Consider the following 26,820-nt stretch of genomic DNA (forward strand, 5'->3'; position numbering starts at 1 on the left):
TAATCAGAAATATGGATGTTTAGTTTTAAACAATGCTCAAAAAACAGTGATTTAATATGGGTTAAGTTTCTTATAATCTTTTATTTACTATGAAAGATGTTTAAAGTACTATTTCAAACATAGTTTTATTTGGTCTTATTGTTTAAAATTTTATGATTTATTAACAGACGTAAGTAAAATAATTTTATATTTGGGTTATATAATAATAGTCTATGAAAAAAATATTAGTATCAACTGCATTATTGGCAGGTGTTCTATCTTATGCGGGAGGCTTCAGGGTTTCTCTGCAGGGGGTGAAACAATTGGCAATGGCACATACAAGTGCTCATGCTGAAGATGCGAGTGTGGCATTCTTCAATCCTGCAGGGATGTCATTCATTCCCTCGAAATTAAGTATTGTAGCCGGTGGTTTTGGTGCCAGCAACAGAATCACTTTTCAAAATCGGAATACATTACAGACCACTGAAACTGATAATCCTTTAGGAACACCTATTTACGCTGCCGTAACATACAGGCCTCTTGAGAAGCTAACTGTAGGTTTCAGTTTTACGACTCCTTTCGGAAGTACTATAGAATGGCCGAACGATTGGGAAGGAAAAGAAATGGTACAGAAGCTTGAGCTGAAAAGCTATTATTTCCAGCCAATGGTTTCTTATAAATTTAACGACTGGCTGGCTTTCGGAGCGAGCTATATCTACGCAAAAGGTACGGTAAACTGGGACAGAGCAGTTACTCAGTTTGGAGGACAGCTTAACCTAGACAGTGATGCGAGTGGCCACGGGTATGGTTTCGGTTTTTATTTCAGACCGGATCCTAAAGTGGATGTAAGTGTTGCCTATCGGTCTCCTGTTGATATGAAAGCCAAAGAAGGTACAGCTACATTTAAATTCCCGTCTACATCAATCTACCCTTTATTAGGATTAAATTCTTCAGGAACAGATGGCTTTACGGCAACTTTACCTTTAGTTGAGGAATATACAATCGGTTTAACGTACAAAGTAACTCCGAAATGGTTGATTTCAGCAGATTTCAACTATCACGGATGGTCCAGGTACAACCAGCTTACCCTCGATTTTGCAAGCGCTCCTTTGGCTACGGGAAATCCGGATCCAACGGTGGTGGTTGCCCCTAAAAACTTCAGAAATGCAAAAACATTCCGCTTAGGAACGCAGTATGCTTTCAGCGATATGATCTACGGGCGTCTTGGAGCTTATTATGATGAGTCGCCTTATTCTGATGATAATTTCATTCCGGAAACTCCATCTTTTAATACCTATGTAGTGACAGGTGGTGTAGGATTTAAGCTGAAACAATTTGGAGTTGATATTGCAGGAGGTTATGCCATGCCTCAGTCGAGAAATGTAAACAATAAAACCCTTGGTTTCTACGGACAGGCTAAAGCAACTGCTTATTATTTCGGTTTAGGTTTATCTTACAATCCTTTTTAATTGAAGACTATGAAAAAAATTATAATTTCAACATTAGCGATTTCCGCACTTTTATTTACAACGAGCTGCGAGGATGATTTTGATAAAGACGTAAATGATGTTGTGGTAACAAGTGGTGAAGCCAACTTTTCCAGATATGTAGCATTAGGGAATTCATTAACTTCAGGATATAGAGAAGGTGCTTTGTATTCGGGAGGGCAAAATGAATCTTATCCTTTAATTATTGCACAACAGATGAAGCTTGCAGGCGGTGGCGATTTTAAGCAGCCATTGATGCCTAATAATACAGGAGGATTTAATAATTTACCGGGTTTTCCTGGAAAACTTACCCTTCAGGTTGTTAACGGTTCATTAACCCCCGTTGCCGGTACTCCCGGAGGAGCTTTAGATAATGTAGCTTCAGGAAGGCCTTACCAGAATATGGGGGTACCCGGAGCAAAATCATATCATCTTGTAGCTCCCGGATATGGAAATCTTGCGGGGCTTGCAACCGGAACAGCAAATCCGTATTTCGTAAGATTTGCGTCATCTGCTACAACTTCTGTTTTAGCAGATGCAATGTCTCAAACTCCTACTTTCTTTTCCCTTTGGATAGGGAACAACGATGTCCTGTCGTATGCAACGAATGGGGGAACAAACTCTCAGACAGTGGGAGGTGTTACGACGTATACGGCGGCAACGGTTCAGCCGGCAACTGTTAGTCCTGCAATGTACAGGTCGAATGATATTTCAAATCCTAATGTTGTGGCAGCTTCTATCAAAGCTGTTTTGGACGGTCTTAAAAGTGTTGGTGCTACAAAAGGAGTTATTGCCAATATTCCGGATGTTACCAATATTCCGTTTTTCACACGAGTTCCTTATAATGCGATTCCTTTAGACGCAACGAGAGCCCAGGCTTTAAACACGCAGCTTTATGGACCTTTAAAGGCTGTTCTTACGGCATATGGTCAAGGAAGCAGAATTAACCCTGTCGTAGCGGGAAATAATCCTGTGCTTATTATTGATAATAAATTAACTGATCTTTCGGCTCAGCTTACGGCTGCTTTAGCAGCAAACGGCTATACTCCTACTCAGGCTGCCTTTATAGGTAATGCTTTCGGGAGAGCACGTCAGGCAAAGCCAGGAGAATTAATGCTTCTTACATCCAGCAGTTTATTAGGTTTAGATGCAACAACCAATCAGCCGGCAACTCCGAGTTCTTTATTCATTTATGGTGCAAGTTTCCCAATTGGTGATCAATATTCGTTAACAGCTGATGAAGTAAACAATATTTCTACAGCCGTAACTGCTTATAATACATCAATCAGGTCAATGGCAGATTCTTATGGTTTGGCTTTTGTTGATATGAACCTGAAAATGGTAGAGCTGAACTCAAAATCCGGAATAACTTATAACGGAGTTAAATACACTGCAACATTTGTTAGCGGAGGTACTTTTTCTCTTGATGGAGTACACCTTACCGGAAGAGGATATGCTATTGTAGCTAATGAATTTATTAAATCGATCAACGCAAAATACAGATCTAATCTGCCGCAGGTTGACGCCAATAAATACTCAGGGGTTACCTTTCCGTAATTCTCATAAAATAAAAACTTAGAAACCACAGGATAGATTCTTGTGGTTTTTTTTTAAATTTGCAAAATCTTTTAAAAAGTAAAAATGGCCCATCAGTTAAGTTATCTATTTTGTACAAGGACGAGCAAGGACTTGGCAGAGAAAATTGCCCAACATTACGGGAAAGAATTAGGAAAAATAAACTTTCAGGAGTTCAGCGACGGAGAATTTGAGCCGGTTCTGGACGAGTCTGTACGAGGAGGAAGAGTTTTCCTGATCGGATCTACATTTCCTCCGGCGGATAATCTTTTAGAGCTTCTTCTAATGATTGACGCAGCAAAAAGAGCCTCTGCAAAAAGCATTACCGTAGTGCTTCCTTATTTCGGACTTGCCAGACAAGACAGAAAGGACAAACCACGAGCGCCAATCGGAGCAAAGCTTGTAGCCAACCTTTTAACGGCTGCAGGTGCAACCAGAGTAATGACGATGGATCTTCATGCCGATCAGATCCAGGGATTCTTTGAAATCCCGGTAGATCATTTATATGCATCTACAATTTTCGTAGACTACATCAGAGATCTTAATCTTGAGAATCTTACCATTGCTTCTCCGGATATGGGTGGGGCTAAACGAGCAAAAAACTATGCGGGTCACCTGGGTGCAGATGTAGTAATTGCTTATAAGGAAAGAAAAAAGGCAAATGTTGTAGAAGAAATGTTCCTTATTGGAGATGTAGATGGAAAGAATGTAATTCTTATTGATGATATGATCGATACGGCAGGTACCCTTTGCAAAGCAGCAGATATCCTGATGGAAAAAGGTGCTAAAACTGTAAGAGCTATGGCAACGCACGGAGTACTTTCAGGAAAAGCTTATGAGAATATAGAAAACTCAAAACTGTTGGAAGTTATTGTAACTGACTCAATTCCTGTAAAAAATAATTTGTCATCTAAAATAAAAGTGCTATCTTGCGCCCCATTATTTGCAGACGTTATGAAGATGGTTCATGAGCATCAGTCAATTAGCAGTAAATTTGTTATTTAATTGATAATTAGCAGTTTGCAAGTTTAATTTTGAAACAATTTTTTAAATTTTTATAAATGAAATCTATTACAATTCAAGGTACAAAAAGAGAAAGCGTGGGCAAAAAGTCTACAAAAGCTTTACGTGATGCTGAATTAGTTCCTTGTGTTGTTTACGGAGGTGGTGAGCCATTGAACTTCTCTGCAGAAGAGAGAGCATTCAAAGGTTTGGTATATACTCCTGAAGCACACACGGTATCTATTGAGGTTGATGGTCAAACAATTCCGGCTGTTCTTCAGGATATTCAGTTCCACCCGATTACAGACAAAATTCTTCACGCAGATTTCTATCAGCTGGCAGACGATAAGCCGGTTATCATGGAAGTTCCTGTAAGAATCACTGGTCGTTCTAAAGGTGTTGTTGCTGGTGGTGTTTTACGTCAGTCTTTCAGAAAACTGAAGGTAAAAGCTGTTCCTGCTAATTTACCAGATGAGATCGTTGTAGATGTTACTCCGCTAAGAATCGGTAACAAACTGTATATCGGTGGTATTAAAACTGAAGGATATACTTTCATGCACCCTGACAATGCAGTTGTTGTGGCTGTTAAGATGTCTAGAAATGCAATGAAAGGTGGTGCTGCAGCAATGGATGATGAGGATGAAGAAGAAGGTGCAGCAGAAGAAGGAGCAGCTCCGGCAGCAGAAGAAACAGCAGCAGAATAAGAATTTCTTATCTGATCAATATAGAACCTGTCATTTTTTGGCAGGTTTTTTTGTGTTAAAGACTTTATCAGCTAAAAAAAATTTGCGACCTTATAAGTGAAACGGCATTGTGAACCTAAAGCATTAAGTAATAAAAACTTCATGATCATGGTGTTAAAATTTAAGTTCTTAGCATTAAACAACATTGCTGTCATTTGCTGAGTGAAACGTCATTGCGAACGAAATATTCTAAATAAACTATCCAATATTCGCGATCTTAGCGTTAAAAGAAAAATAAAGATGTGGTCTATCGAATCTTTCTATCAATTTACAGACATCTATCATCTATAACAATCCGAAAAAAAGCCGTAAATTTGAAATGTTCTAAATAAGAACGTTTTAATTTAAATTTTTAATAAATGTTTGACATTCAGGAAATCAGAAGTCAGTTTTCTATATTAGATCAGAAGGTGAATGGTAAACCGCTGGTTTATCTCGATAATGCAGCAACATCACAAAAGCCGGATTCCGTATTAACAGCATGGGATCAATATTATAAAGAAATTAATGCCAATGTACACAGAGGGATTCATACCCTGAGCCAGCTGGCTACCGAAGAAATGGAACTTTCCAGGAGAAAAATTCAGAAATTCATTAATGCAAAACATGATTTCGAAGTAATTTTTACTAAAGGAACAACGGAAGGTCTCAATTTAATCTCTTATATTTTAACGCAAAAACTTAAAAAGGATGATGAGATTATTATTTCTTACCTGGAGCACCATTCCAACATTGTTCCGTGGCAATTGCTTTGTGAAAGAACCGGTGCGAAATTAAAAGTCATTCCTATTGATGAAAACGGAATACTGCAGCTGGATAAATTTGATGAATTCCTAAGCGAGAAAACAAAAGTAGTCTCTGTGAATCATGTTTCCAATGCATTGGGAATTGTAAATCCTATTGAGGAAATCATAGCAAAAACAAGAAAAAATACGGATACTTTTATCGTAATCGACGGCGCACAATCTGCTCCGCATTTTACAATTGATGTCCAGAAAATGGATTGCGACTTCTACGTTTTTTCAGGGCATAAAATGTATGCGCCAATGGGAACGGGGATTTTGTATGGTAAACAGCATGTTCTTGAAGAGCTGCCGCCATTTCATGGGGGAGGAGAAATGATCGCAACATGTTCATTCGATGGAACGACTTACGCTCCGCTGCCATTTAAATACGAAGCGGGAACACCAAATGTAGGAGGAAATATTGCATTGGGTGCAGCAGTAGATTTTATTCTTAAAGTAGGACAGGAGAATATCCAGAGACATGAAAACGCTCTGCTGGAATATGCTCAAAGAAAATTGCTTGAATTAGACGGGATAAAAATATACGGTGAAAAGGCCAACAGAACCGGAGTGGTTTCATTTAACCTTGAAGGTGTAGGAATCGCTTCTGATGTGGGTATGATTCTGGATAAATTAGGAATTGCCGTAAGAACGGGGCATCACTGTACACAGCCGATTATGGATTTTTTCAATATTGCAGGTACCGTAAGAGCCAGTTTTGCCGTGTATAATGAATTTCATGAAATTGATCTTCTTGTGGAAGGCGTAAAAAAAGCGCAGAGAATGCTTAGTTAGTTTTTGTATTTTCTATAAAATAAAGACCCGGGCGGAAATTTTTCCGCCCGGGTCTGTTTTAATTATCAGCAAAAGAATTATGACAGGATTAAAAACTGTAATTATGTAATGGAGACCTACGATAATTATAGTTTTTTTATATCCAGATTATTTATAATTATTTCACTAAATTATGAAAAATATTTACATAATGAAAAATGCAATCGAAAAATTCTTGTTTCTTTTAGAAATTGCATATTATTAAAAAAAATCTTTTAGGTTGTAACCTTTTTGTTTTTTTATTGTCTTACTAACAGAAACAGTTAATTTATGATGATTTTGTTCAGCAATAAAAAAGATGACTTGCTTAGCCGGCTTAAAAAGCAGGATGCGGCTGCGCAGAAAATCTTTTATGATCAGAATGTAAAAAAATATCTGAGTATCAGCCGAAGCTATATCAATGACCTTTACCAGGCAGAAGATTGTGTTATCAAAGCATTCTGCAAAATCTTTAAAAGCATTGAAAGCTTTCGCAGTGAAGGAAGTTTCGATGGATGGGCAAGAAGAATAGTGGTGAATGAATGCCTTAATTTCATTAAAAGCCACAAAACGGTTTTTTATCTCGACGATATCAGCGAATCTTACCTGGAAGAAATGTATGAAGAAGAAATGATATTTGATTTTAATGCCCAGGAACTCTTAGATCAGCTTCCCGATGCCTACAGAATGGTTTTCAACCTCTATGTTTTTGAAGACTATTCCCATCAGGAGATTGCCGATCTGCTTCAAATTTCAACTGCTGTAAGTAAAACGCAATTGTTCAGAGCAAAAGAAAAATGAGAAAAATTTACTTTCAACAACAAAAAGCCTTGAAAAATGAACACATCTAAAAATAATATAGAATATCAGATAAAAAAACAGATCAGCGAAAGGGAAATTACGCCTTCCAGAGATTTATGGTCCGAAATAAAATCCCAATCTGTTGATAAAGCGCCAAAATCAAATATGAACTGGTTATTAGCAGCAGCATGTTTGGTTTTAACATTCAGTTTGGGTGCGGTTTTATTTATGGATAAAAACGAGATTGAAAAGCCAAAAGTGATCTCTGGAATTAAAAAATCAACCCTTCAAGAAAAAACAGAAGATCCTGCGGTAAACTCTCTTGAAGTTGCAGAACAAAAACAGCAAGAATCTGTTGCCGTAGAAAAAATTTCAACCGGGAAAAAGAAAAAAACGGTAGAATCACAAACCGTTATTGAGCAAGAGCAACTGCCTTTAATAAAAGAAAATACCCCCGAAATCAGGGCCAGTATCTATAGAATAAAGCCTGAAAATATTATCGCAAAATCAGATTCGGCAAAAATTCAGGTAAAAAAGAAAAGGTATGTAGATCCTTCCACATTGTTGTTTTCTGTAGAACATAAGGATGTTATAGAAAAAACCAAAGAAGGAAGCAATGTTGCCACAATCGACGTGAATTTAAGATAACATAATTTTTAACGTAAAAACAATAATATGATTAAGAAATTTATCCTGATGGGAAGCGTATGTCTTTTTTCGACTTCATTTTACGCACAGAAAACATTGAAAATCAATCTGAACTCTAAAAAAGAGACAGAAGTAAGCCCGATTGTGAAAGAAAAAGTAGAAGAATATGCTGAGAAAATAAATGCAATCATTCAGGAAGAAAAAAAACTCATGGAAGAAGAATTGCGTGTTCTTCAGGCTAAAGATTTGGATAAAACTGAATTTGATAAAGAAAAGGCGCAAGTTGCCGACCGTTATTCAGAAAAAATAGACGAAAGAATAGAAGATCTTGGCTTTGATCTGGATTCTGTGATCGAAAAGCAGGTAAGATATTCGCTTCTGAATTCAGATGTAACTTCCAACGAAGAAATCAAAGCAAAACTTTTGAAGAAATTCAGTCCCGCAAGAAGCATTACAGGATATTTTTCTTACGGCATCATGACATTAACGAATGATCTTCCGGACAATGAACTGGATAAAAACATAGGCTATTCCAGCAACTTAGAGTTTGGATTAAAGCTTCATTATCAGTTCAGCAGAACAAGTCCGTGGGCGTTGACTTCGGGTTTGGGATTCTCTTGGAGAACGCTTCGCACAGACAATAATAGGGTTTTTGCTAAAGATGCTGATAATGGAATTTATCTGGAAAATTACTCAGGAAGCCTGGATAAAAATAAACTTAGAACAGGATATATTGTAGTTCCGCTTGGGATCCAGTACAATTTCTCCAAAGTGAAAGATGCAGGAATGGATATTAAATACAGAAACTGTTATGAAGGCTTCAAAGTGGGAGCAAATATTTACGGAGGGGTACAGATGTCTACCAATAATATCATCAAAGGAAATGAAGCAGAGCTGAGACAAAGAGGGAATTATCAGGTGAATCCGTTTGTCTATGGAGCTCAGTTTACGGTATCCTACGACAATATAAGTCTATTTGTAAAAAAAGATTTCAGCAATTATTTTAAAGACAGCTATTTTAAAAATGATAAGGCATTGACATTTGGAATAAGCATAGGCTTTGAATAAAAAAGATTCTTCATAATTAAATGATAAACGCCGGAAAAATTTTTCCGGCGCTTTTTACAATATCAACGTTTAAATTTATTTCTATTTCAAACTTCCCACCATATCTTCAGGCTTCACCCATTCGTCAAACTGCTCAGCAGTTAAAAGTCCGAGATTAACAGCCTCTTCTTTAAGAGTAGTTCCGTTTTTATGGGCTGTTTTTGCAATTTTTGCAGCATTTTCATAGCCGATATGCGTATTCAAAGCAGTGACAAGCATTAACGACTTGTCTACGAGTTCTTTAATTCTTTCGTGATTTGGTTCAATTCCTACTGCGCAATGATCGTTAAAAGAAATACATGCATCCGCAATTAGCTGTGCCGACTGTAAAAAGTTATAGGCCATTACCGGCTTAAAAACATTCAGCTCATAATTTCCCTGTGTTCCGGCAAAAGAAATCGTTGTATCGTTTCCTAAAACCTGAGCACAAACCATCGTCATCGCCTCGTTTTGGGTAGGATTCACTTTTCCCGGCATGATGGAAGATCCCGGTTCGTTTTCAGGAATATGAATTTCCCCGATTCCCGAACGTGGTCCCGAAGCCAGTAATCTGATATCCTGGGCAATTTTGAAAAGTGAAACAGCCAGTTGTTTTAAAGCACCATGTGATTCCACAATAGCATCGTGCGCTGCTAACGCTTCAAATTTATTTTCAGCCGTTACAAATGGATGGTTGGTAAATTCAGCAATATATTCGGCCACTTTTACATCATAACCTTTCGGAGTATTCAGTCCGGTCCCTACTGCCGTTCCTCCCAAAGCCAGTTCTGAAAGATGTGGAAGGGTATTTTTTAAAGCTTTTAAACCGTAATTCAGCTGGGCGATATAGCCGGAAAATTCCTGTCCCAACGTTAATGGAGTGGCATCCATCAAATGTGTTCTCCCGATCTTTACAATATCTTTAAATGCCTCTGATTTTTGCGCTAAAGTATCTCTCAGTTTTTCAACCGCAGGAATTGTTATTTCCACCACTTTACGGTACGCCGCAATATGCATTGCCGTAGGATAGGTATCGTTGGAAGACTGCGATTTATTAACATCGTCATTCGGGTGGATTTCTGATTTGTCGCCCAGCGTTCCTCCGCTGTTAACGTGGGCTCTGTTAGAAATGACTTCATTCACATTCATGTTAGACTGTGTTCCGGAACCGGTTTGCCAGATCACCAAAGGAAATTGGTCATTCAGTTTTCCTTCAAGAATTTCGTCACATACTTTTGCGATCATATCTCTTTTCTCGGCAGGAAGTACTCCCAGATCTGCGTTGGTATAGGCGGCTGCTTTTTTAAGATAAGCAAATGCTTCAATGATTTCATGAGGCATTGATCCTTCCGGCCCTATTTTGAAATTGTTTCTGGATCTTTCGGTTTGTGCGCCCCAAAACTTATCTGCAGGAACCTGCACTTCACCCATAGTGTCTTTTTCTATTCTGTAATTCATTGTGATGGAATTTTTTATTAACTCAGGTTAGGAAAAAGTTGAGGTTAAAAAATCTCAGCCTAATCATAGGCCTGACCTGATTCTATAAAATTACATATAAATAAAAAATCTCACAATTTATAATCATTATAAATATCAATCTAAGCTTCTGATTTTACTCATGTTTTTTGGCGAAGTTTTATTTTTGCACCCAAAGAAAAAAGAAGAATGGAATTTAGATATCAGGATCCGTATCCGATTCAGAAAGATGATACGGTGTACAAGAAGCTTACCTCAGACTATGTAAAAGTTGAACAATTAGGTGACAGGGAAATTTTAACCATTGATCCGAAAGGCCTCGAATTGCTGGCTGAAGAAGCAATGGCGGATGTTTCTTTCATGCTTCGTTCTTCCCATCTGGAAAGCTTAAGAAGAATCATCGATGATCCTGAAGCTACTGACAATGACAGATTCGTTGCTTATAATTTACTGCAAAATGCAGCCGTGGCGGCAGAAGGAGCTTTACCTTCCTGTCAGGATACCGGAACTGCCATTGTAATGGGTAAAAAAGGAGAAAATGTTTATACGGGTGTTGATGACGGAGAATATTTAAGCAAAGGAATCTACAATACTTATCAGAAAAGAAACTTAAGATATTCACAGGTGGTTCCTTTAACGATGTTTGAGGAGAAAAATTCCGGCTCCAATCTTCCGGCGCAGATCGATATCTATGCTAAAAAAGGAGATTATTACGAATTTTTATTCTTAACAAAAGGAGGAGGTTCTGCCAACAAAACATTCTTATATCAAAAAACAAAATCCTTGCTGAACGAAAAATCGTTAGAAGAATTCATTAAAGAAAAAATTTCCGATTTGGGAACGGCAGCTTGTCCGCCCTATCACTTAGCTTTGGTAATCGGAGGAACTTCTGCAGAGGCAAATTTAGCAACGGTAAAAAAAGCTTCAGCAAAATATTACGATAATCTCCCTACTGAAGGAAATGAAGCAGGGCAGGCTTTCAGGGATCTGGAATGGGAAGCCAAAGTTCAGAAAATCTGCCAGGAAAGTGCGATTGGGGCACAGTTTGGCGGGAAATATTTAACGCACGACGTGAGAGTTATCAGACTTCCCCGTCACGCAGCTTCCTGCCCGGTTGGAATGGGGGTTTCCTGTTCGGCCGATAGAAATATCAAAGGTAAAATTACAAGAGAGGGTATTTTCCTTGAGCAATTGGAAGAAAATCCGAAGAGATTTTTACCGGATACACCGCCACATTTGGAAGAAGCGGTAGAAATTGATCTGAACAGGCCAATGTCTGAAATTCTGGCCGAACTTTCAAAATATCCTGTTAAAACAAGATTAAAACTGAACGGAACTTTAATTGTTGCAAGAGATATAGCTCATGCAAAAATCAAGGAATTATTGGATGCGGGACAGCCAATGCCGGAATATTTCAAAAATCACCCGATCTATTATGCAGGACCTGCAAAAACTCCGGAGGGAATGGCTTCAGGCAGCTTCGGGCCGACAACGGCGGGAAGAATGGATGTTTATGTAGACGAATTCCAAAGCCATGGCGGAAGCATGATTATGCTTGCCAAAGGAAACAGAACAAAAGATGTTACCAATGCCTGCGGAAAATACGGAGGTTTTTACTTGGGTTCTATTGGAGGACCGGCCGCCATTCTGGCCAAAGACAATATTCTTTCCGTTGAGGTGGTAGATTTCCCGGAATTAGGAATGGAAGCGGTAAGAAAGATTGAGGTGAAGGATTTCCCTGCATTCATTATTACGGATGATAAAGGAAATGATTTCTTTGCAGATCTTGCGCATTAATACTAAGACAGATAGAGAATAGACAGATAATAGACGGATAGAAAATGGACAAAAAGATTATAAAAGGATAATTATCTATCGTCTATCCGTACATTATCTATTTGTCTCTTAAAATTACCTGTCTTTTAAATTAAAATCAAAATAAATAACAAATTAGGGCGGCTATCTTTTGTGTAAAAAAATAAAATGTCCTATTTTTGCCTAAAATCTTTAAGAAAAATGATAACGATTTTATCAGCATTTTGGCCGTTTTACCAGTTCCTTTGGACTGTATTTTTCATAATCATGTTCCTTGTAGGATTCTGGTGTATCTTTATGTTCTTCGGATTTGTTATTCCTTTATGGTTAACTGAAGGCCTGAAAGAATATTTCGGAAAAGTAAAACCTTTTGATCCTGAAGATATCAGAAGCAAAATGGTTTACGAGCAGGAAGGAGTAGAAGTAATCTACAACGAGCCAAAAGGCCACGGTCCTTTCATCCATGACCACAGCCACGATAGCCACGGACATCATTAATTGATTGTCATTGTTTTCCCACATGAATTCCGGGAAGGCAATATCAAAGCAAAACAACATATACTAAAACCACTTACTTCGGTAGGTGGTTTTTCCTGTTTATTAGAAATGCAATTAGTTCCGGTTATTCTATTTTTACTCTACGCTTTTTTAAATTATTTTATGAAATTTTTTGTCCCATATAATTGCTTGGAATTGTATTTTGAAAAATATCTTTTTGCAAAAAATAAAACAAAAACAATTAATAATAAATTATAATAAATATTTATGTAAATGCTAAAATGATATTTTTTTCTGAATTTCATTAAACTATGAAGTCATTTCAGCAAAGTATGCCAACATCAATATGTTAAAATTTATCATTTTTTTCATAATAAATAATTAGTTTTCAAAAAAAGAAATTACTTTCGTGGTAACTAAAGAAACGTTATGAAGAAATTTTATTCTGGTATTTTACTGCTTATGATCACCCTGGTCTTTGGCCAGATAAGCTATACCATCACTCCGAATCCTTTTAATGAGACAGATGCTATTACTTTATCGGTTCCGGGAAACCAAATCGATGAAGCTGCATGGGGCGTTGCCAACAATGCTGTTTATATCTGGTCCTGGTCTCTGGATACAAACTATCAGAACAGTCAGGATTGTCCTACGAACGGCAGTTGGACCAACTCTAATGAATTAAACAGACTGAATTACAATTCAGGAACAGACACCTATTCTTTAACTTTTACTCCAACAACTTTTTTTGCAAGAACGGGAATCGGAAGATTCGGGTTTTTGTTAAAAAATAAAACAGGTTCAAGCCAGACTTCTCCGGATATCTTTGTGAATGTCGGCGTTCTGAACTTAAATCTAACCAATCCGGCTGCGAACAGCCTCACTTCGGTGCCAACAGGTAATTCGATAAATGTTACCGCAACTACAAATGTTAATGCAACATTTCAGCTAAAAGCGAATGGTAGTGTAGTCCATTCTACAACAATACCTTCAACTTCTTATTCGTACAGCTATACCGTAACAGGAGATGCCAATATGGAATTGATTGCAACGGATGCCAACTCCAATACAAAAAGCAAAACATTTATTGTTCAGGTTCCGAGAAATGTAGTTTCCGAAGCTATTCCAAGCTGGATTAAACAGGGGATAAACTATCATCCTACAGATCAGACAAAAGTAGGACTTGCGTTATATGCGCCTTTCAAAAACTTTGTTCACGTTATCGGAAGCTTCAATAACTGGACGGTAAACGATACCTACTTAATGAAAAGGGATACAACAAACCCTGATTTGTACTGGATCGAATTAAGCGGCCTTACTCCACAGCAGCTGTATACATTCCAATACAGAACAAATGATCTTAGAAAAGTTGCCGATCCGTATTCTCCGCAGATTTTATCTTCCTATGACGATCAGTGGATTACCTCTTCCACTTATCCGAATTTACCGGCATTCCCGGCAGGGCAGGATTTTGAAGTTTCTATGTTTAAAACAGGTCAGGCTCCTTACAACTGGCAGGTTACCAACTTCCAGCGCCCGGCGAAAGATAATCTTGTAATTTATGAATTATTGCTCAGAGACTTCACACAGGAAAAAACCTGGCAGTCATTAATCAACAAGATTACTTACTTAAAAAATTTAAAGATTAATGCGATAGAATTAATGCCTATCATGGAATTTGAGGGAAATCTTTCCTGGGGATACAATACCTCCTTCCATTATGCTTTAGACAAAGCGTATGGAACACCTGAAAAATTCAAAGAATTTGTCGATATCTGTCATCAGAACGGTATTGCCGTAATTTTAGATATTGCCTTGAATCACGCTACCGGACGTTCGCCTCTGGTTAGGCTTTGGAACGTAGACCCCGATGGTGACGGATATGGTAATGTTGCAGCTAATAATCCATACTTTAATACAGTTCCCAAGCATTCGTATAATGTTTTTGAAGATTTCAACCATTCAAGTGCTTCAACTAAATATTACGTTGAAAGATGCCTTCAACAATGGCTTACCGAATATAAAATCGATGGTTTCCGATGGGATCTCACCAAAGGATTTACCCAGAACTGCTCTGCAAATGATGAAACCTGTACAAACGCTTATCAGCAGGACAGAGTAGACATTTTAAAAGACTATGCAGATAAACAATGGGCAATTGATCCGAATTCGTATGTCATTTTTGAACATTTAGGAACGGATGCTGAAGAACAACAGTGGGCCAATTACAGAATAGCAGAAGGAAAAGGTGTTATGCTTTGGAATAAGCAGACAGACCCTTACAACCAAAATACAATGGGCTATGTGCAAAACAGCAATTACGACAGAATGAACCATGCACTTCGTGGATTTACCAATATGCATGCAGTAGGTTTTGGCGAAAGTCACGACGAAGAAAGATTAATGTTTAAGAATCTTGCTTATGGTGCAGTAAACGGAAGTTATGACGTGAAAAATCTTAATACCGCTTTAGAAAGAATGAAAACTTTCGGAGCAACTTTCTTCACTATTCCTGGGCCAAAAATGATCTGGCAGTTTGGTGAGCTGGGTTACGAATTCAGCATTAACCGATGCGGTGATGGTTCCATTAATCCTGGATGCAGGACGGATGAAAAACCAATTGCGTTTACCCTTGGATATGATACCAATGTCAACAGGAAAGCAGTATATGATACCTGGGCGAAAATTATCGACATCAGAAATACCTATCCTGTTTTCAGATCAAAAACATATACCGTAGAATCTAATAACCTTACCAATGACCCGAACGGACTAATTACCAGGATCTATGTTTATGATACTTCCATAACAAATGGTGTGAAAAATATTGTAGTCATTGCCAACTACAATACTACAGCTCAGAATGTAGTTCCATATTTCCCGTATACTGGACAGTGGCAGAACCTTATGGATAATACCGTTTCAAACATTACTTCCACAACGGCAGCCATTACATTACAGCCGGGAGAGTTCAGGATTTTCGGAAATTATGTAGGAACTCTATCAACAAGCGATGAAACCGCAGCTTATAAGCTTTCGTTACAGATTGCTGATAATCCCGTGAAAAACGGCTTGGCTAAATTAATTTATCACAAAGCTAAAAACGGAGAAATTGTAATCTACGATATGAGCGGGAAAAAGATTGATCAGTTTAAGCTGAAAAATGAAGACGGAACTTATGAATTAAAAGCGAATTATGCACCGGGAACTTATCTGGTTCATTTGAAATCAGATTCCGGAGTTGCTATCCAGAAAATGATTATAAAATAAACGGAGGCCGCTGAAAAGCGGTCTTTTTTTATGTGAAAAATTCATTTTTTTGTTAGGCAGCAAATATCCATCTGTCATTTCTATCCGAAATTAGCACATCTACAAATCAATCCGTATCTTTGCCAACTAAATTTTTACTATGTCTAAGAGTTTAATTCCAAAATTAGAAGCTATAAAACAAAGATATAATGAGGTGGCAGACCTTATTATTCAGCCTGATGTTATTTCAGATCAGAAAAGATACTCTTCTCTGAATAAAGAATATAGCGATTTGGGGAAAATTGTAAGAGTTTACGATCAATATAAAGGTGCTCTGGATTCCATTGCTGAATCCGAAGAAATTATTGCAGACGGTTCAGACAGAGATCTTGTAGATCTTGCTAAAGAAGAAAAGCTGGAAGCTCAGTCCAAAATTCCGGGGCTTGAAGAAGAATTGAAAGTATTGTTGATTCCTAAAGATCCGGCGGATGATAAAAACGTAATTGTGGAACTTCGTGCAGGAACAGGAGGTGATGAAGCCGCGATTTTTGTGGAAGATATCTACAGAATGTATTCTATGTACTTCAAAACAAAAGGCTGGAGACATGAAGTGACAGATTCCAACGAAGCAGCAAAAGGCTACAAAGAACTCATCATGAAAGTGGAAGGAGAAGGCGTGTACGGAATTATGAAATTTGAATCCGGAGTACACCGTGTACAGCGTGTTCCCGAAACCGAATCTCAGGGAAGGGTTCATACCTCGGCAATTACCGTAGCCGTTTTACCGGAAGCGGAAGAAGTAGATGTAGAAATCAATCCCGCAGATATTGAAATGCAGACATCCCGTTCAGGTGGAGCCGGAGGACAAAACGTAAACAAAGTGGAAACGAAAGTTCAGCTTACCCACAAACCTTCGGGAATTGTGGTGGTTTGTCAGCAGGCCCGTTCCCAGCTGGCTAACCGTGAATTAGCAATGGAAATGCTTCGTGCTAAATTATACGATATCAAACTGCAGGAAGTTCAGGGTGATATCGCAGCACAAAGAAAAACAATGGTTTCCACCGGTGACCGTTCCGCGAAGATCAAAACCTACAATTATCCGCAGGGAAGGGTTACCGATCATAGAATCAACAAATCCATGTACAATTTAGATGCCTACATGAATGGAGATATCTCTGAAATGATTGATGCCGTAATCATGGCAGAAAATGCCGAAAAAATGAAAGGCGAAGAAGAAAATTTATAAAATCTTTATCATAAAATCTTTGTTAAATCTCCGGAATGCGGAGATTTTTTTATTTCAAAAGGGCTGTAGTTTTTACCATAAGGAATTTTCATTTAGATTCCTTACTTTTGGAAAAATAGCTAATATGAAATTCAGACCATTATTACTAACCGCCGGAGTCTTGTTTTCGGCAACATTGTATTCACAAAAAATGATGTATCCTAAAGCATTAAAAGGTAATCAAACCGATAATTATTTCGGAACTGCTGTTGGAGACCCTTTCAGAGATCTTGAAAACGATTCCGAAGCCACCAGAAAATGGGTAGATGAAGAAGTAAAACACAGCCAGGACTATCTTTCAAAAATACCTTTCAGAGAAGAAATCAGAAAACAACTCACTGATATCTGGAACTATGAGAAAATTTCAGCCCCTTTTAAGGAAGGCGATTATACCTACTATTACAAAAATAACGGCTTACAGGCGCAATCTGTTTTATACAGAACCCATAATAAAACAAAAGCAACAGAAGTTTTTTTAGACCCGAATAAATTTTCAGATAAAGGGACAACATCACTTTCCCAGTTGTCTTTTAACAAAAAGGGAAATCTTGCGGCATATTCCATTTCAGAAGGAGGAAGCGACTGGAATAAAATCATTATCATCGACGCCATTTCAAAAAAACAAATCGACGAAACACTGGTAGATGTAAAGTTTAGCGGTATTTCATGGTTGGGTGACGAAGGTTTTTACTATTCCAGCTATGATAAGCCGAAAGAAGGAACCGTGCTTTCCGGGATGACCGACAAGCATAAAGTCTATTTTCATAAATTAGGTACCAAACAATCCGAAGATCAGTTAATTTTCGGAGGAGACAAAACCCCCAGAAGATATATTGGAGCTGGAGTTTCTGAAGATCAAAGATATCTTATCATTTCAGCAGCCAATGCGACCAACGGAAATGAACTATACATAAAAGACCTCAAAAACGGAAGAGATTTTATACAAATCAATAAAGGATTTGATATTAATGCTGATATTGTAGATACGCAGGGAGATGATCTGTATATATTTACCGATAAAGATGCCCCGAATATGCGCTTGGTAAAAACCACCATTCAAAATCCGTCTCCTGAAACCTGGAAAGATGTAATTCCGCAAACCGAAAATGTATTAGGCATCACAACAGGCGGAGGATATTTCTTTGCAACCTACATGATTGATGCGATTGATAAAGTAACGCAATACGACAGAAACGGGAAAGTAATTCGTGAAATTACACTTCCCGGGAAAGGAAATGTTTCCGGTTTCGGAGGAAAAGAAAAAGAGAAAGAACTTTATTATTCATTCACCAATTACATCACTCCCGGAACGACCTATAAATTCAATGCCGATACCGGAAAATCAGAAGTGTATCAAAAACCGAAAGTGAAATTTAATCCGGAAGACTACGTTTCTGAACAGGTATTCTACACTTCAAAAGACGGTACAAAAGTTCCGATGATGATCAATTATAAAAAAGGAACAAAGATGGATGGTAAAAATCCAACTATTCTTTATTCTTACGGAGGCTTTAATATCAGCTTGCAACCTGCTTTTTCTGTGGTAAATGCCATCTGGATGGAAAACGGAGGAATTTACGCAGTCCCGAACATTCGCGGCGGCGGTGAATACGGAAAAAAATGGCACGATGCAGGTACGAAAATGCAGAAAAAAAATGTATTTGAAGATTTCATTGCAGCCGGAGAATATCTACAGCAAAAAGGATATACCTCAAAACATTTTATGGCGCTTTCAGGACGTTCAAACGGAGGACTTCTCGTTGGAGCTACCATGACGATGCGTCCTGATCTGGCGAGAGTTGCTTTTCCCGGAGTTGGCGTGCTTGATATGCTGAGGTACAATAAATTTACAGCAGGAGCAGGCTGGTCTTACGATTACGGAACAGCGGAAGACAGCAAAGAAATGTTTGAATACCTGAAATCGTATTCCCCGGTGCATAATGTAAAAGCAGGAACCTGTTATCCTTCAACAATGATTATTACTAGCGATCATGATGACAGGGTTGTTCCGGCGCATTCCTTTAAATTCGGCGCAGAGCTGCAGGAAAAGCAGGCATGTGATCATCCTATTTTATTAAGAATTGAGAAAAACGCGGGACACGGCGCCGGGAGATCCACAGACCAGGTGATCGGTGAGAATGCAGACCTTATTTCTTTTGCACTCTACGAAATGGGAATTCGTAAATTAGGAAAATAATTTTTTTGTATCAATTTAACTTTAAATGATCAACATCAATAGAAACGGGCTTTAGCCCGTTTTTTCAATATAAGTCTATCCAAAAGCTTTAGCTAAAATATAGGTAAACGACAATCAACAAGATACTCTACGAAAACATCCAGCACTTATCTGCGGAATCCGTGAAATCCGATGGAGAAAAAAAATTACAGTCATTATTGAGTTAATCAAACCTTTCTTAATTATTTTCAATAAAAAATTAACGCAAATTTATTATCTCAAAAATGTGTAATTTTAGCCATCAATAAATCTGAAAATATGAGAAGAGAAGTTAAAAACAAAACTCCTCAATTTAATATATCCGAAAAGCATACGGAAATCTACAGTTTTGAAAAAGACGGATTGCAGTTAAAATCCTCCTACAAAACAGGAGATATACAGAATAATGAATTGCTTCATACCACCCCCGGAATAGCGCCCTATTTAAGAGGCCCTTATTCCACCATGTATGTTCAGAAACCGTGGACAATCCGGCAGTATGCAGGCTTTTCAACGGCAGAAGAGTCCAATGCTTTTTACAGAAGAAACCTGGCAGCAGGACAAAAAGGTCTTTCTGTGGCATTTGATTTGGCAACACACAGAGGCTATGATTCTGATCATGCACGAGTTGTGGGTGATGTTGGAAAGGCAGGAGTAGCCATTGATTCCGTAGAAGATATGAAGATTTTATTCAACGAAATTCCGTTGGATCAGATCTCCGTTTCCATGACGATGAATGGGGCAGTCCTTCCCATATTATCTTTTTATATTGTAGCTGCAGAAGAGCAGGGTGTTTCACAGGAATTGCTTTCAGGAACCATTCAGAATGATATTTTGAAAGAATTCATGGTAAGGAATACCTACATTTATCCACCTGCGCCATCCATGAAAATTATTGCTGATATTTTTGAATATACGTCGAAATACATTCCGAAATTCAATTCCATTTCAATTTCCGGCTATCACATGCAGGAAGCAGGAGCAACACCAGTTCTGGAAATGGCATACACCTTAGCCGACGGACTCGAATATGTAAGAACCGGAATAAAAGCCGGAATGAACATCGACGATTTCGCTCCAAGATTATCCTTTTTCTGGGCAATCGGGATGAATCATTTTATGGAAATTGCTAAAATGAGGGCTGCACGATACATTTGGGCAACCCTTTTAAAACAGTTCAATCCGCAAAATCCGAAATCTTTAGCTTTAAGAACCCACTCACAGACTTCAGGGTGGTCACTTACCGAACAGGAACCGTTTAATAATATTACCAGAACAGCCATTGAAGCGCTGTCTTCGGCATTAGGCGGAACACAATCGTTGCATACCAACGCTTTAGATGAAGCAATTGCACTCCCTACAGATTATTCAGCAAAAATTGCAAGAAATACCCAGATTATTCTTCAGCAGGAAAGCGGAATCTGCGACGTGGTTGATCCGATGGGCGGAAGCAATTTAGTGGAAAGCCTTACCCGGCAGATGATTGAAGAAGCCATGAAATATATCGATGAGGTAGAGCAGGAAGGAGGAATGACGAAAGCCATTGAAGCTGGAATCCCGAAAATGAGAATTGAAGAAGCAGCCGCAAGAAAACAGGCGAAAATTGACAGTGGTGAAGAATTCATCATCGGAGTAAATTCATTTAGATCATCGCTAAAACAAGATCAGATTGAAATCTTGGATATCGATAACACGGAAGTCCGCAGAAAACAGATCGAAAGATTAAATGCCATAAAATCACAGAGAGATCCGAAGGCGGTTGAAGAAATTCTAAATGAAATCCGTGAATGCGCCAAAACCGGAAAAGGAAATCTTTTAGCACTGTGTATCGAAGCTGCGAGAAGAAGAGTGACGCTCGGAGAAATGAGTGATGCCATGGAAGAAAGTTTCGGAAGATACAAAGCCAACATCAGGACAATATCAGGAGTTTACGCCATGAATGCAGGAAAAAATGAATACTTTGAAAAAGCGCTTCAGCTCACTCAGAAATTTGAGGAAGAAGAAGGCCGCCGTCCAAGATTGATGGTGGCAAAAATGGGTCAGGACGGGCACGACAGAGGAGCAAAAGTGGTAGCAACCGCATTTGCAGATATGGGATTTGATGTGGATGTTGCACCATTGTTTCAAACCCCCGAAGAAGTCGCAAAACAGGCCGTTGAAAATGACATTCATATTTTAGGAGTATCTTCATTGGCTGCCGGACACAAAACATTGGTTCCTCAGGTGGTGGAAGAATTAAAAAAATTGGGCGCAGATGATATTACTATTGTTCTCGGAGGCGTTATTCCACAGCAGGATTACGAATTTTTATATGCCAACGGAGCCGACTTCATATTCGGTCCCGGAACCAATCTCCCAAAGTGTGCAGTGGATATTCTGGAGAAATTTTTAAATTAAATTAACGATTCCAAAGAATAAGTTGCACAGCTTTTGTATAGTTTAATGAAAATTTTCATTATGGCTTATACAGTAGTTTCAGTATTTCCGGTCACTGTAGACACAGAGGAAATTAAAAAAGATTTAAAAAATAACGGATTCAACGAGGCAAACATCATTGTTTCAAAATCAAGCGTTGAAAGCGGCCTATCAACCGATCATTATCAGGAAGATGAGCAGACAAAAGGCTTTTTCGAGTACACTTTTGCTCATGATGCAGAAATGCTCGATGCCTATCGTAAACACAGTATCGGTAGAAATAATGTTGTTGTTTATGCAGACACTCCTGAAGAAGCAGCCTCCGCAAAATCAATATTAAGCCGGAATGGCGCGCTTGAAGTCTTTAAAAAACCTTCCGATAACCAACAGGATATACCCGAAGGGATGACGAAACAGGAATACGACGGTATCATTGCCAAAGCAAGACATAACATTTATTTCCTGGGATCGGAAAGAGTCTATCATTCTAATGTTATTCCGGGAATGGATGACCCGATGGACGATTTAGGTTCAAAAGACTAAGTAAAAAATAAATTTAAAAGCCTGCCGGAATTTACAGCAGGCTTTTCTGTAATAAATAGTGAAATTGTAATTTAGAATCTCTCTAAATGAAAATATCATATATTTGCACCTGAAAACCAAGTTTAACCTTTTAAAATACGAAGCAATGTTCAGATTTAATCAGAATTCTACAGTTGGATTACCGCTTATGGTGGTAAAGCTTCGTGGCTTGGTGCATTCTTAGAATAATAGTACAATGAAATACCAAAACCCGAAGCCGTACAGATTTCGGGTTTTTTATTGCGCAATATTGTAAAATCAACACGTTTCCCCGGAATTTTTTTTAGGAGCTTAATCCCGCTTTCCACTGTATCTTTTTTGTTTCCAAAGCCTAAAAAGCCTTCCCAAACAAAAATGGATGCCGTTGCAATCGGGGCTAGGATAAACACTGTCATGCTGAAGCAGTGAAGCCTATTAAGAATCTTAACATAATAAGATTAATTGCTTCTGCGATTGTCAGTATCAAAATCAGTCAGCTAAATTGTAACTGGAAAATAAACGATGCAGAAAAGTGTCTGTTATCTCGCGTCTATTATCTAAATCTATAAACAATGGGAAATTTAAAACTTAAAGGAAAAGATATATTAAAAATAGGCTATCCGAACAATCAGAGCATCAACATTGCTTTGGAAGTCATGAAGAGAAATTTCGCAACAAAGAATATCCATCATGTGAAGTCTCTTTTAAAAGAAATCCTGCAGCATCCGGAGCAATTTGAAAAGGATCTAACTTTCGGACAAATCGCAGAAGCGCTGCTTTCATCCAAGAAAACAGAAAAAAGAATGCTTAATGCAAACCGTGCTTCTTTTCAGATTTTCGGAACTCATATTTCAGAAGAAGCAAAAAATCAGCTGTACACTGCTTTGAAGCTTCCAATATCCCTTCAGGGAGCTTTAATGCCCGATGCACACAGCGGTTACGGCCTTCCGATTGGCGGAGTGCTTGCTGTTGAAAACGCAGTAATTCCTTACGGAGTCGGAATGGATATTGGCTGCAGAATGAGCCTGAGTATTTTGGATACACCAATTTCATATCTGGAAGGAGCAAGAGCTAAATATGAAAATGCACTTGCAGAGCATACCAAATTTGGAATGTATGAAACGCACAAATCTCATATCGAACATGAAATTTTCGACAGAAATACGTTTGATATGATCCCTATTTTAAAAAGGCTCAAAGGAAAAGCTATCAAACAGATGGGAACTTCCGGCGGCGGAAACCACTTTGTAGAATTCGGGGAAGTGGAAATTACCGAAGAAGACCAACAGATAGGTCTTCCCAAAGGAAAATATCTCGGAATTCTTTCACACAGCGGTTCCCGCGGATTGGGAGCAGAAATTGCCCAATACTATTCCAGAGTGGCAGCAGAGCAATGTTCTTTGCCAAAAGAAGCACAGCAATTTGCCTGGCTGGATCTGAGCACACATCTCGGTTTAGAATACTGGACCGCCATGAACCTTGCGGGAGATTATACTTCGGCTTGTCACAACGATATCCACAGAAGACTCGTGAAGCTGTAGGAGGAAGAGTAAAAGCCAGAATAGAAAACCATCATAATTTCGCATGGAAAGAAATCTATAATGGAAAAGAAGTAATTGTTCACAGAAAAGTAGCTACTCCGGCCAATGAAAATGAATTGGGAATGATTCCCGGTTCCATGACGGCCAAAGGCTTTATCGTGCGCGGAAAAGGAAATCCGGATTCTTTATATTCGGCGTCCCACGGAGCAGGCAGAGCATATTCTCGTGGAGAATGCAGGAGTCTTTTTACCCAAAATGACATTAAAAAAGAATTAAAACTAAAGAATGTCACGTTGATGGGTGGTAATGCCGAAGAAGCGCCAATGGCCTATAAAGATATTAATGAAGTGATGAATGCACAAAGCGAATTGGTCGATATTTTGGGAATATTCCAACCGCGGATAGTAAGAATGGATAAGTAAAATTGGGTTTAATGCTTGGTAGATTTAACCACTTCAAACCTAGCAGGTTTTTAAAACCTGTTAGGTTTATTAAAACCGAATTTCAACAATCAATAAAAACAAAAAATGGGAGCACCACATCATATAAAAAGATACGGTGAAGTCTGGCCGGAATTCAGAATTCAACGCGGACTTAAAATTTTAGAAAAATTAAAAAGCTAAAAATAGAGAAGCGATCCTAAAAATTTTACAAAAATGGAAAAACTCATACAAATAACCTCAGGAAGAGGGCCTTTAGAATGCCAGTGGGTAGTAGCAAAAGTGCTGAAGATTTTTCTCGATGAGGTAAAAGACCATACGATCAGTTACGAGATTATTCATCGTGAAGAAGGAGATGAAAACCTTACGCTGAAATCGGTAACGATTCTTTTAAAATCCAAAGAATTGAACGGGTTTTTAGAAAATTGGCTAGGAAGCATTTGCTGGACTGGCAAAAGTACCTTCCGCAAGCTGCACAAAAGAAGCAACTGGTTTATCGGTATTTTTGAACTGGAAGGATTGGAGAAAATTAAATTTAATGAAAAAGATATTCAGTTTCAGACAACCCGAAGCCAGGGAAGCGGCGGGCAAAATGTAAATAAAGTGAATACGGCGGTTCGTGCAACACACGTTCCGACGGGACAAAGTGTTTTTGTACAGGATTCCCGTTCGCAGCTGGAAAATAAAAAGCTTTCCATCGCAAGACTGAAAGAAAAAGTGTTGGAACAGAATATTATTCAGCTTCAAAAAAGAATGCAGGAAACATGGAATAATCATCTGCAGGTGCAGAGAGGAAATCCAGTCCGCACGTTTTCAGGAACGGATTTCAAAAAAAATCATCAGGAAAAATCTTTTAAAAAGAAGAGAAATCAAATGAAAAAAGAATTAAAAAATTACAACAATGACCTTAACTAAAAATAAATATTACTTTGAGGCGCTCGATAATTATCCTTACAGTCTTCCGGATTGTCTGGAAGCACTCAATTATGCCTTGTCCTACGATCCTGAAGACGCCGACAGTCTTTGCCTTATGGGAAGGATTTACAGTGAAGTAGTGATGGATTATGAAAAAGCCAAATTGTACTTCGAAGAAGCTATGCAATGTAATGTGGCGAATCTTAATACACCAAAATATTATATCAAATGCCTGTTGGACAATGAAGATTTCCATGAAGCACAAAAGCTTATCGAATATTCATTAAAGATCAAAGGGATTGATAAAATGACATTATGGCTGTACAGATCTTTGCTTTCAGAAAAAAGAGGAAGCTTTGCAAATGCCTTAAAATTTCTTAAAGAAGCTGAAAAATATTGTTTTGATGAGATCAGTCACAATGCAGTAAAAGACCGAAGGAAATTTATTAAATCGAAAATGCCTAAGAAAAGAAAACAGAAGGAGACGCAATAAGTCTCCTTTTTTTTATTAGAGAATGTTTAATAAACTCTAACCCGCTATTTTTTGTTTACGGAAATCAGATAATCATAAACCATTTGATGCTGTTCTTCATTCAGTTTCGCTTTGGGAGCCATCCTGCTTAAGGTTTTCAGCCATCCCTGATCATCATGTTTTTCCGGATTGGGAAGAGCGTGGCATCTGTTGCAGGAGTTTTCGAAAATTGTTTTTCCCTGAGCCAACTGCTCGGATGAAGAGTATTTTGGGCCCGTAACGGCTGTGCTTTTCGGCCCACACGATACAAGCAGTGCAGAAAAGACCGTGATGCTTAAGACCATTTTTTTCATATTACTATTTTTTAGTGATTATTTTTTTGCAGAAACGATGTAATCGTAGACCCATTGGTGCTGCTCATCAGTAAGCTTTGCTTTGGGAGCCATGGAATTCATAATTCCTACCCACTGTACAGAAGTATGAGCTGCCGGATCCGGAAGTTTGTGGCATCTTCCGCAGGAATTTTCGAAAATGGTTTTTCCCTGTGCAATTTGTTCAGCTGTAGAAACAGCAGCTGCAGGAGCTGATGCCGTCGTTGCTTTTGGCGTGCAAGACGTTAATAAAACAGCTGTAAGAGATGCTACAGCAATGATTTTTTTCATGTTGTAATTATTTGAATAAAGCAAATGTAGGGATTTCCATTTTTCGTTAGTTGAACAGCGATTTAATTTAGAAGAAATACAAATAGTAATTGGGTGAATGGCCAATTCGTTTCACTTGTAAGTTGTTAATTTAAAAGGTGAAGTGTACTCGGTTTCAATTCCCCTCCTCTGGAGGGGTGGCGAAAATTTCTAAGAAATTTTTGACGGGGTGGTTATATGAAGATATATTTAGATTTTTAGAAGCTATTTTACTTCGTCAAATTGTATTTATTTATTATTTTTCAGGAGCTTTTTCCCGCTTTCCGCACTCGCTATTTTTTGGTTTCGGGGGGGGGGGGGGGGGGGGGGGGGGGCGGG

21 protein-coding genes and 1 pseudogene are annotated in these 26,820 nt (G+C 38.3%); 18 read left to right on the forward strand and 4 right to left on the reverse strand.

The genetic code is table 11. The features are described from left to right. Positions 1-212: 212 nt before the first annotated feature. The 8 genes from SOP96_RS12845 (at position 213) to SOP96_RS12880 (ending at position 8,901) form a co-directional block, all read left to right on the forward strand. Positions 213-1,448 (forward strand): OmpP1/FadL family transporter, encoded by a 1,236-nt coding sequence (locus SOP96_RS12845; protein ID WP_326321337.1) that lies wholly within the window; start codon positions 213-215, stop codon positions 1,446-1,448. Positions 1,449-1,457: 9 nt separating this feature from the next. Further along, on the forward strand, positions 1,458-3,023 hold the full coding sequence (locus tag SOP96_RS12850) for a G-D-S-L family lipolytic protein (RefSeq protein WP_326321338.1): 1,566 nt from the start codon (positions 1,458-1,460) through the stop codon (positions 3,021-3,023). Between the two features lie 84 nt (positions 3,024-3,107). Beyond that, a complete protein-coding gene (locus SOP96_RS12855) occupies positions 3,108-4,046 on the forward strand; it encodes a ribose-phosphate pyrophosphokinase (RefSeq protein WP_326321339.1) in 939 nt (312 codons plus the stop codon). Positions 4,047-4,102: 56 nt separating this feature from the next. Further along, on the forward strand, positions 4,103-4,747 hold the full coding sequence (locus SOP96_RS12860) for a 50S ribosomal protein L25/general stress protein Ctc (protein ID WP_326321340.1): 645 nt from the start codon (positions 4,103-4,105) through the stop codon (positions 4,745-4,747). Positions 4,748-5,145: 398 nt separating this feature from the next. After that, the gene (locus SOP96_RS12865; RefSeq protein WP_326321341.1) at positions 5,146-6,366 is read left to right on the forward strand and encodes an aminotransferase class V-fold PLP-dependent enzyme; all 1,221 of its coding nucleotides are present in this window, start codon (positions 5,146-5,148) and stop codon (positions 6,364-6,366) included. 309 nt (positions 6,367-6,675) lie between these two features. Beyond that, a complete protein-coding gene (locus SOP96_RS12870) occupies positions 6,676-7,185 on the forward strand; it encodes an RNA polymerase sigma factor (RefSeq protein ID WP_326321342.1) in 510 nt (169 codons plus the stop codon). A gap of 36 nt (positions 7,186-7,221) precedes the next feature. Further along, the gene (locus SOP96_RS12875; protein WP_326321343.1) at positions 7,222-7,833 is read left to right on the forward strand and encodes a hypothetical protein; all 612 of its coding nucleotides are present in this window, start codon (positions 7,222-7,224) and stop codon (positions 7,831-7,833) included. Positions 7,834-7,860: 27 nt separating this feature from the next. Then, on the forward strand, positions 7,861-8,901 hold the full coding sequence (locus SOP96_RS12880; protein WP_326321344.1) for a porin family protein: 1,041 nt from the start codon (positions 7,861-7,863) through the stop codon (positions 8,899-8,901). Between the two features lie 81 nt (positions 8,902-8,982). Here SOP96_RS12880 and fumC read toward each other — a convergent pair whose 3' ends face one another. Beyond that, positions 8,983-10,377, reverse strand: a complete 1,395-nt coding sequence (gene fumC, locus SOP96_RS12885; protein WP_326321345.1) for a class II fumarate hydratase — start codon at positions 10,375-10,377, stop codon at positions 8,983-8,985. Positions 10,378-10,584: 207 nt separating this feature from the next. Here fumC and SOP96_RS12890 point away from each other — a divergent pair, with 207 nt between their 5' ends. The 7 genes from SOP96_RS12890 to SOP96_RS12920 all read left to right on the forward strand — a co-directional run bounded on the left by SOP96_RS12890 (position 10,585) and on the right by SOP96_RS12920 (position 22,415). Further along, the gene (locus tag SOP96_RS12890) at positions 10,585-12,192 is read left to right on the forward strand and encodes a fumarate hydratase (protein WP_326321346.1); all 1,608 of its coding nucleotides are present in this window, start codon (positions 10,585-10,587) and stop codon (positions 12,190-12,192) included. Positions 12,193-12,411: 219 nt separating this feature from the next. Further along, the gene (locus SOP96_RS12895) at positions 12,412-12,708 is read left to right on the forward strand and encodes a hypothetical protein (protein ID WP_177175296.1); all 297 of its coding nucleotides are present in this window, start codon (positions 12,412-12,414) and stop codon (positions 12,706-12,708) included. A gap of 429 nt (positions 12,709-13,137) precedes the next feature. Further along, complete coding sequence (locus tag SOP96_RS12900; RefSeq protein WP_326321347.1) at positions 13,138-15,978, forward strand: alpha-amylase family glycosyl hydrolase; 2,841 nt, start codon at positions 13,138-13,140, stop codon at positions 15,976-15,978. A gap of 139 nt (positions 15,979-16,117) precedes the next feature. Next, complete coding sequence (prfA, locus tag SOP96_RS12905) at positions 16,118-17,203, forward strand: peptide chain release factor 1 (RefSeq protein WP_326321348.1); 1,086 nt, start codon at positions 16,118-16,120, stop codon at positions 17,201-17,203. Positions 17,204-17,327: 124 nt separating this feature from the next. Beyond that, the gene (locus SOP96_RS12910) at positions 17,328-19,439 is read left to right on the forward strand and encodes a prolyl oligopeptidase family serine peptidase (protein ID WP_326321349.1); all 2,112 of its coding nucleotides are present in this window, start codon (positions 17,328-17,330) and stop codon (positions 19,437-19,439) included. Between the two features lie 297 nt (positions 19,440-19,736). Beyond that, positions 19,737-21,854 carry a methylmalonyl-CoA mutase gene (gene scpA / locus SOP96_RS12915; protein WP_326321350.1) on the forward strand — a complete coding sequence of 706 codons (2,118 nt, stop codon included), beginning with the start codon at positions 19,737-19,739 and terminating at the stop codon, positions 21,852-21,854. Positions 21,855-21,914: 60 nt separating this feature from the next. Further along, positions 21,915-22,415, forward strand: a complete 501-nt coding sequence (locus SOP96_RS12920; protein ID WP_326321351.1) for a hypothetical protein — start codon at positions 21,915-21,917, stop codon at positions 22,413-22,415. A 185-nt stretch (positions 22,416-22,600) separates the two neighbouring features. Here the strand turns inward: SOP96_RS12920 and SOP96_RS12925 are convergent, their stop codons facing one another. Further along, the gene (locus SOP96_RS12925; protein WP_326321352.1) at positions 22,601-22,849 is read right to left on the reverse strand and encodes a hypothetical protein; all 249 of its coding nucleotides are present in this window, start codon (positions 22,847-22,849) and stop codon (positions 22,601-22,603) included. A gap of 156 nt (positions 22,850-23,005) precedes the next feature. Between SOP96_RS12925 and SOP96_RS12930 the strand changes: the two are divergent. From SOP96_RS12930 to SOP96_RS12940, 3 genes and pseudogenes are all read left to right on the forward strand, one after another. Beyond that, positions 23,006-24,396: pseudogene (locus tag SOP96_RS12930) on the forward strand (RtcB family protein). Between the two features lie 234 nt (positions 24,397-24,630). Continuing rightward, positions 24,631-25,329, forward strand: coding sequence for a peptide chain release factor H (gene prfH / locus SOP96_RS12935; RefSeq protein ID WP_326321353.1), 699 nt, complete (start codon positions 24,631-24,633; stop codon positions 25,327-25,329). Further along, the gene (locus tag SOP96_RS12940) at positions 25,316-25,822 is read left to right on the forward strand and encodes a tetratricopeptide repeat protein (protein ID WP_326321354.1); all 507 of its coding nucleotides are present in this window, start codon (positions 25,316-25,318) and stop codon (positions 25,820-25,822) included. Before prfH ends, SOP96_RS12940 begins: the two co-directional genes overlap by 14 nt. 44 nt (positions 25,823-25,866) lie before the next feature. Here SOP96_RS12940 and SOP96_RS12945 read toward each other — a convergent pair whose 3' ends face one another. Continuing rightward, the gene (locus tag SOP96_RS12945) at positions 25,867-26,154 is read right to left on the reverse strand and encodes a cytochrome C (protein ID WP_326321355.1); all 288 of its coding nucleotides are present in this window, start codon (positions 26,152-26,154) and stop codon (positions 25,867-25,869) included. 18 nt (positions 26,155-26,172) lie between these two features. Then, the gene (locus tag SOP96_RS12950; RefSeq protein ID WP_326321356.1) at positions 26,173-26,463 is read right to left on the reverse strand and encodes a c-type cytochrome; all 291 of its coding nucleotides are present in this window, start codon (positions 26,461-26,463) and stop codon (positions 26,173-26,175) included. Positions 26,464-26,820 lie beyond the last annotated feature (357 nt).

Origin of the sequence: Chryseobacterium salviniae (assembly GCF_035819015.1) — a bacterium.
Classification (GTDB): domain Bacteria; phylum Bacteroidota; class Bacteroidia; order Flavobacteriales; family Weeksellaceae; genus Chryseobacterium; species Chryseobacterium salviniae.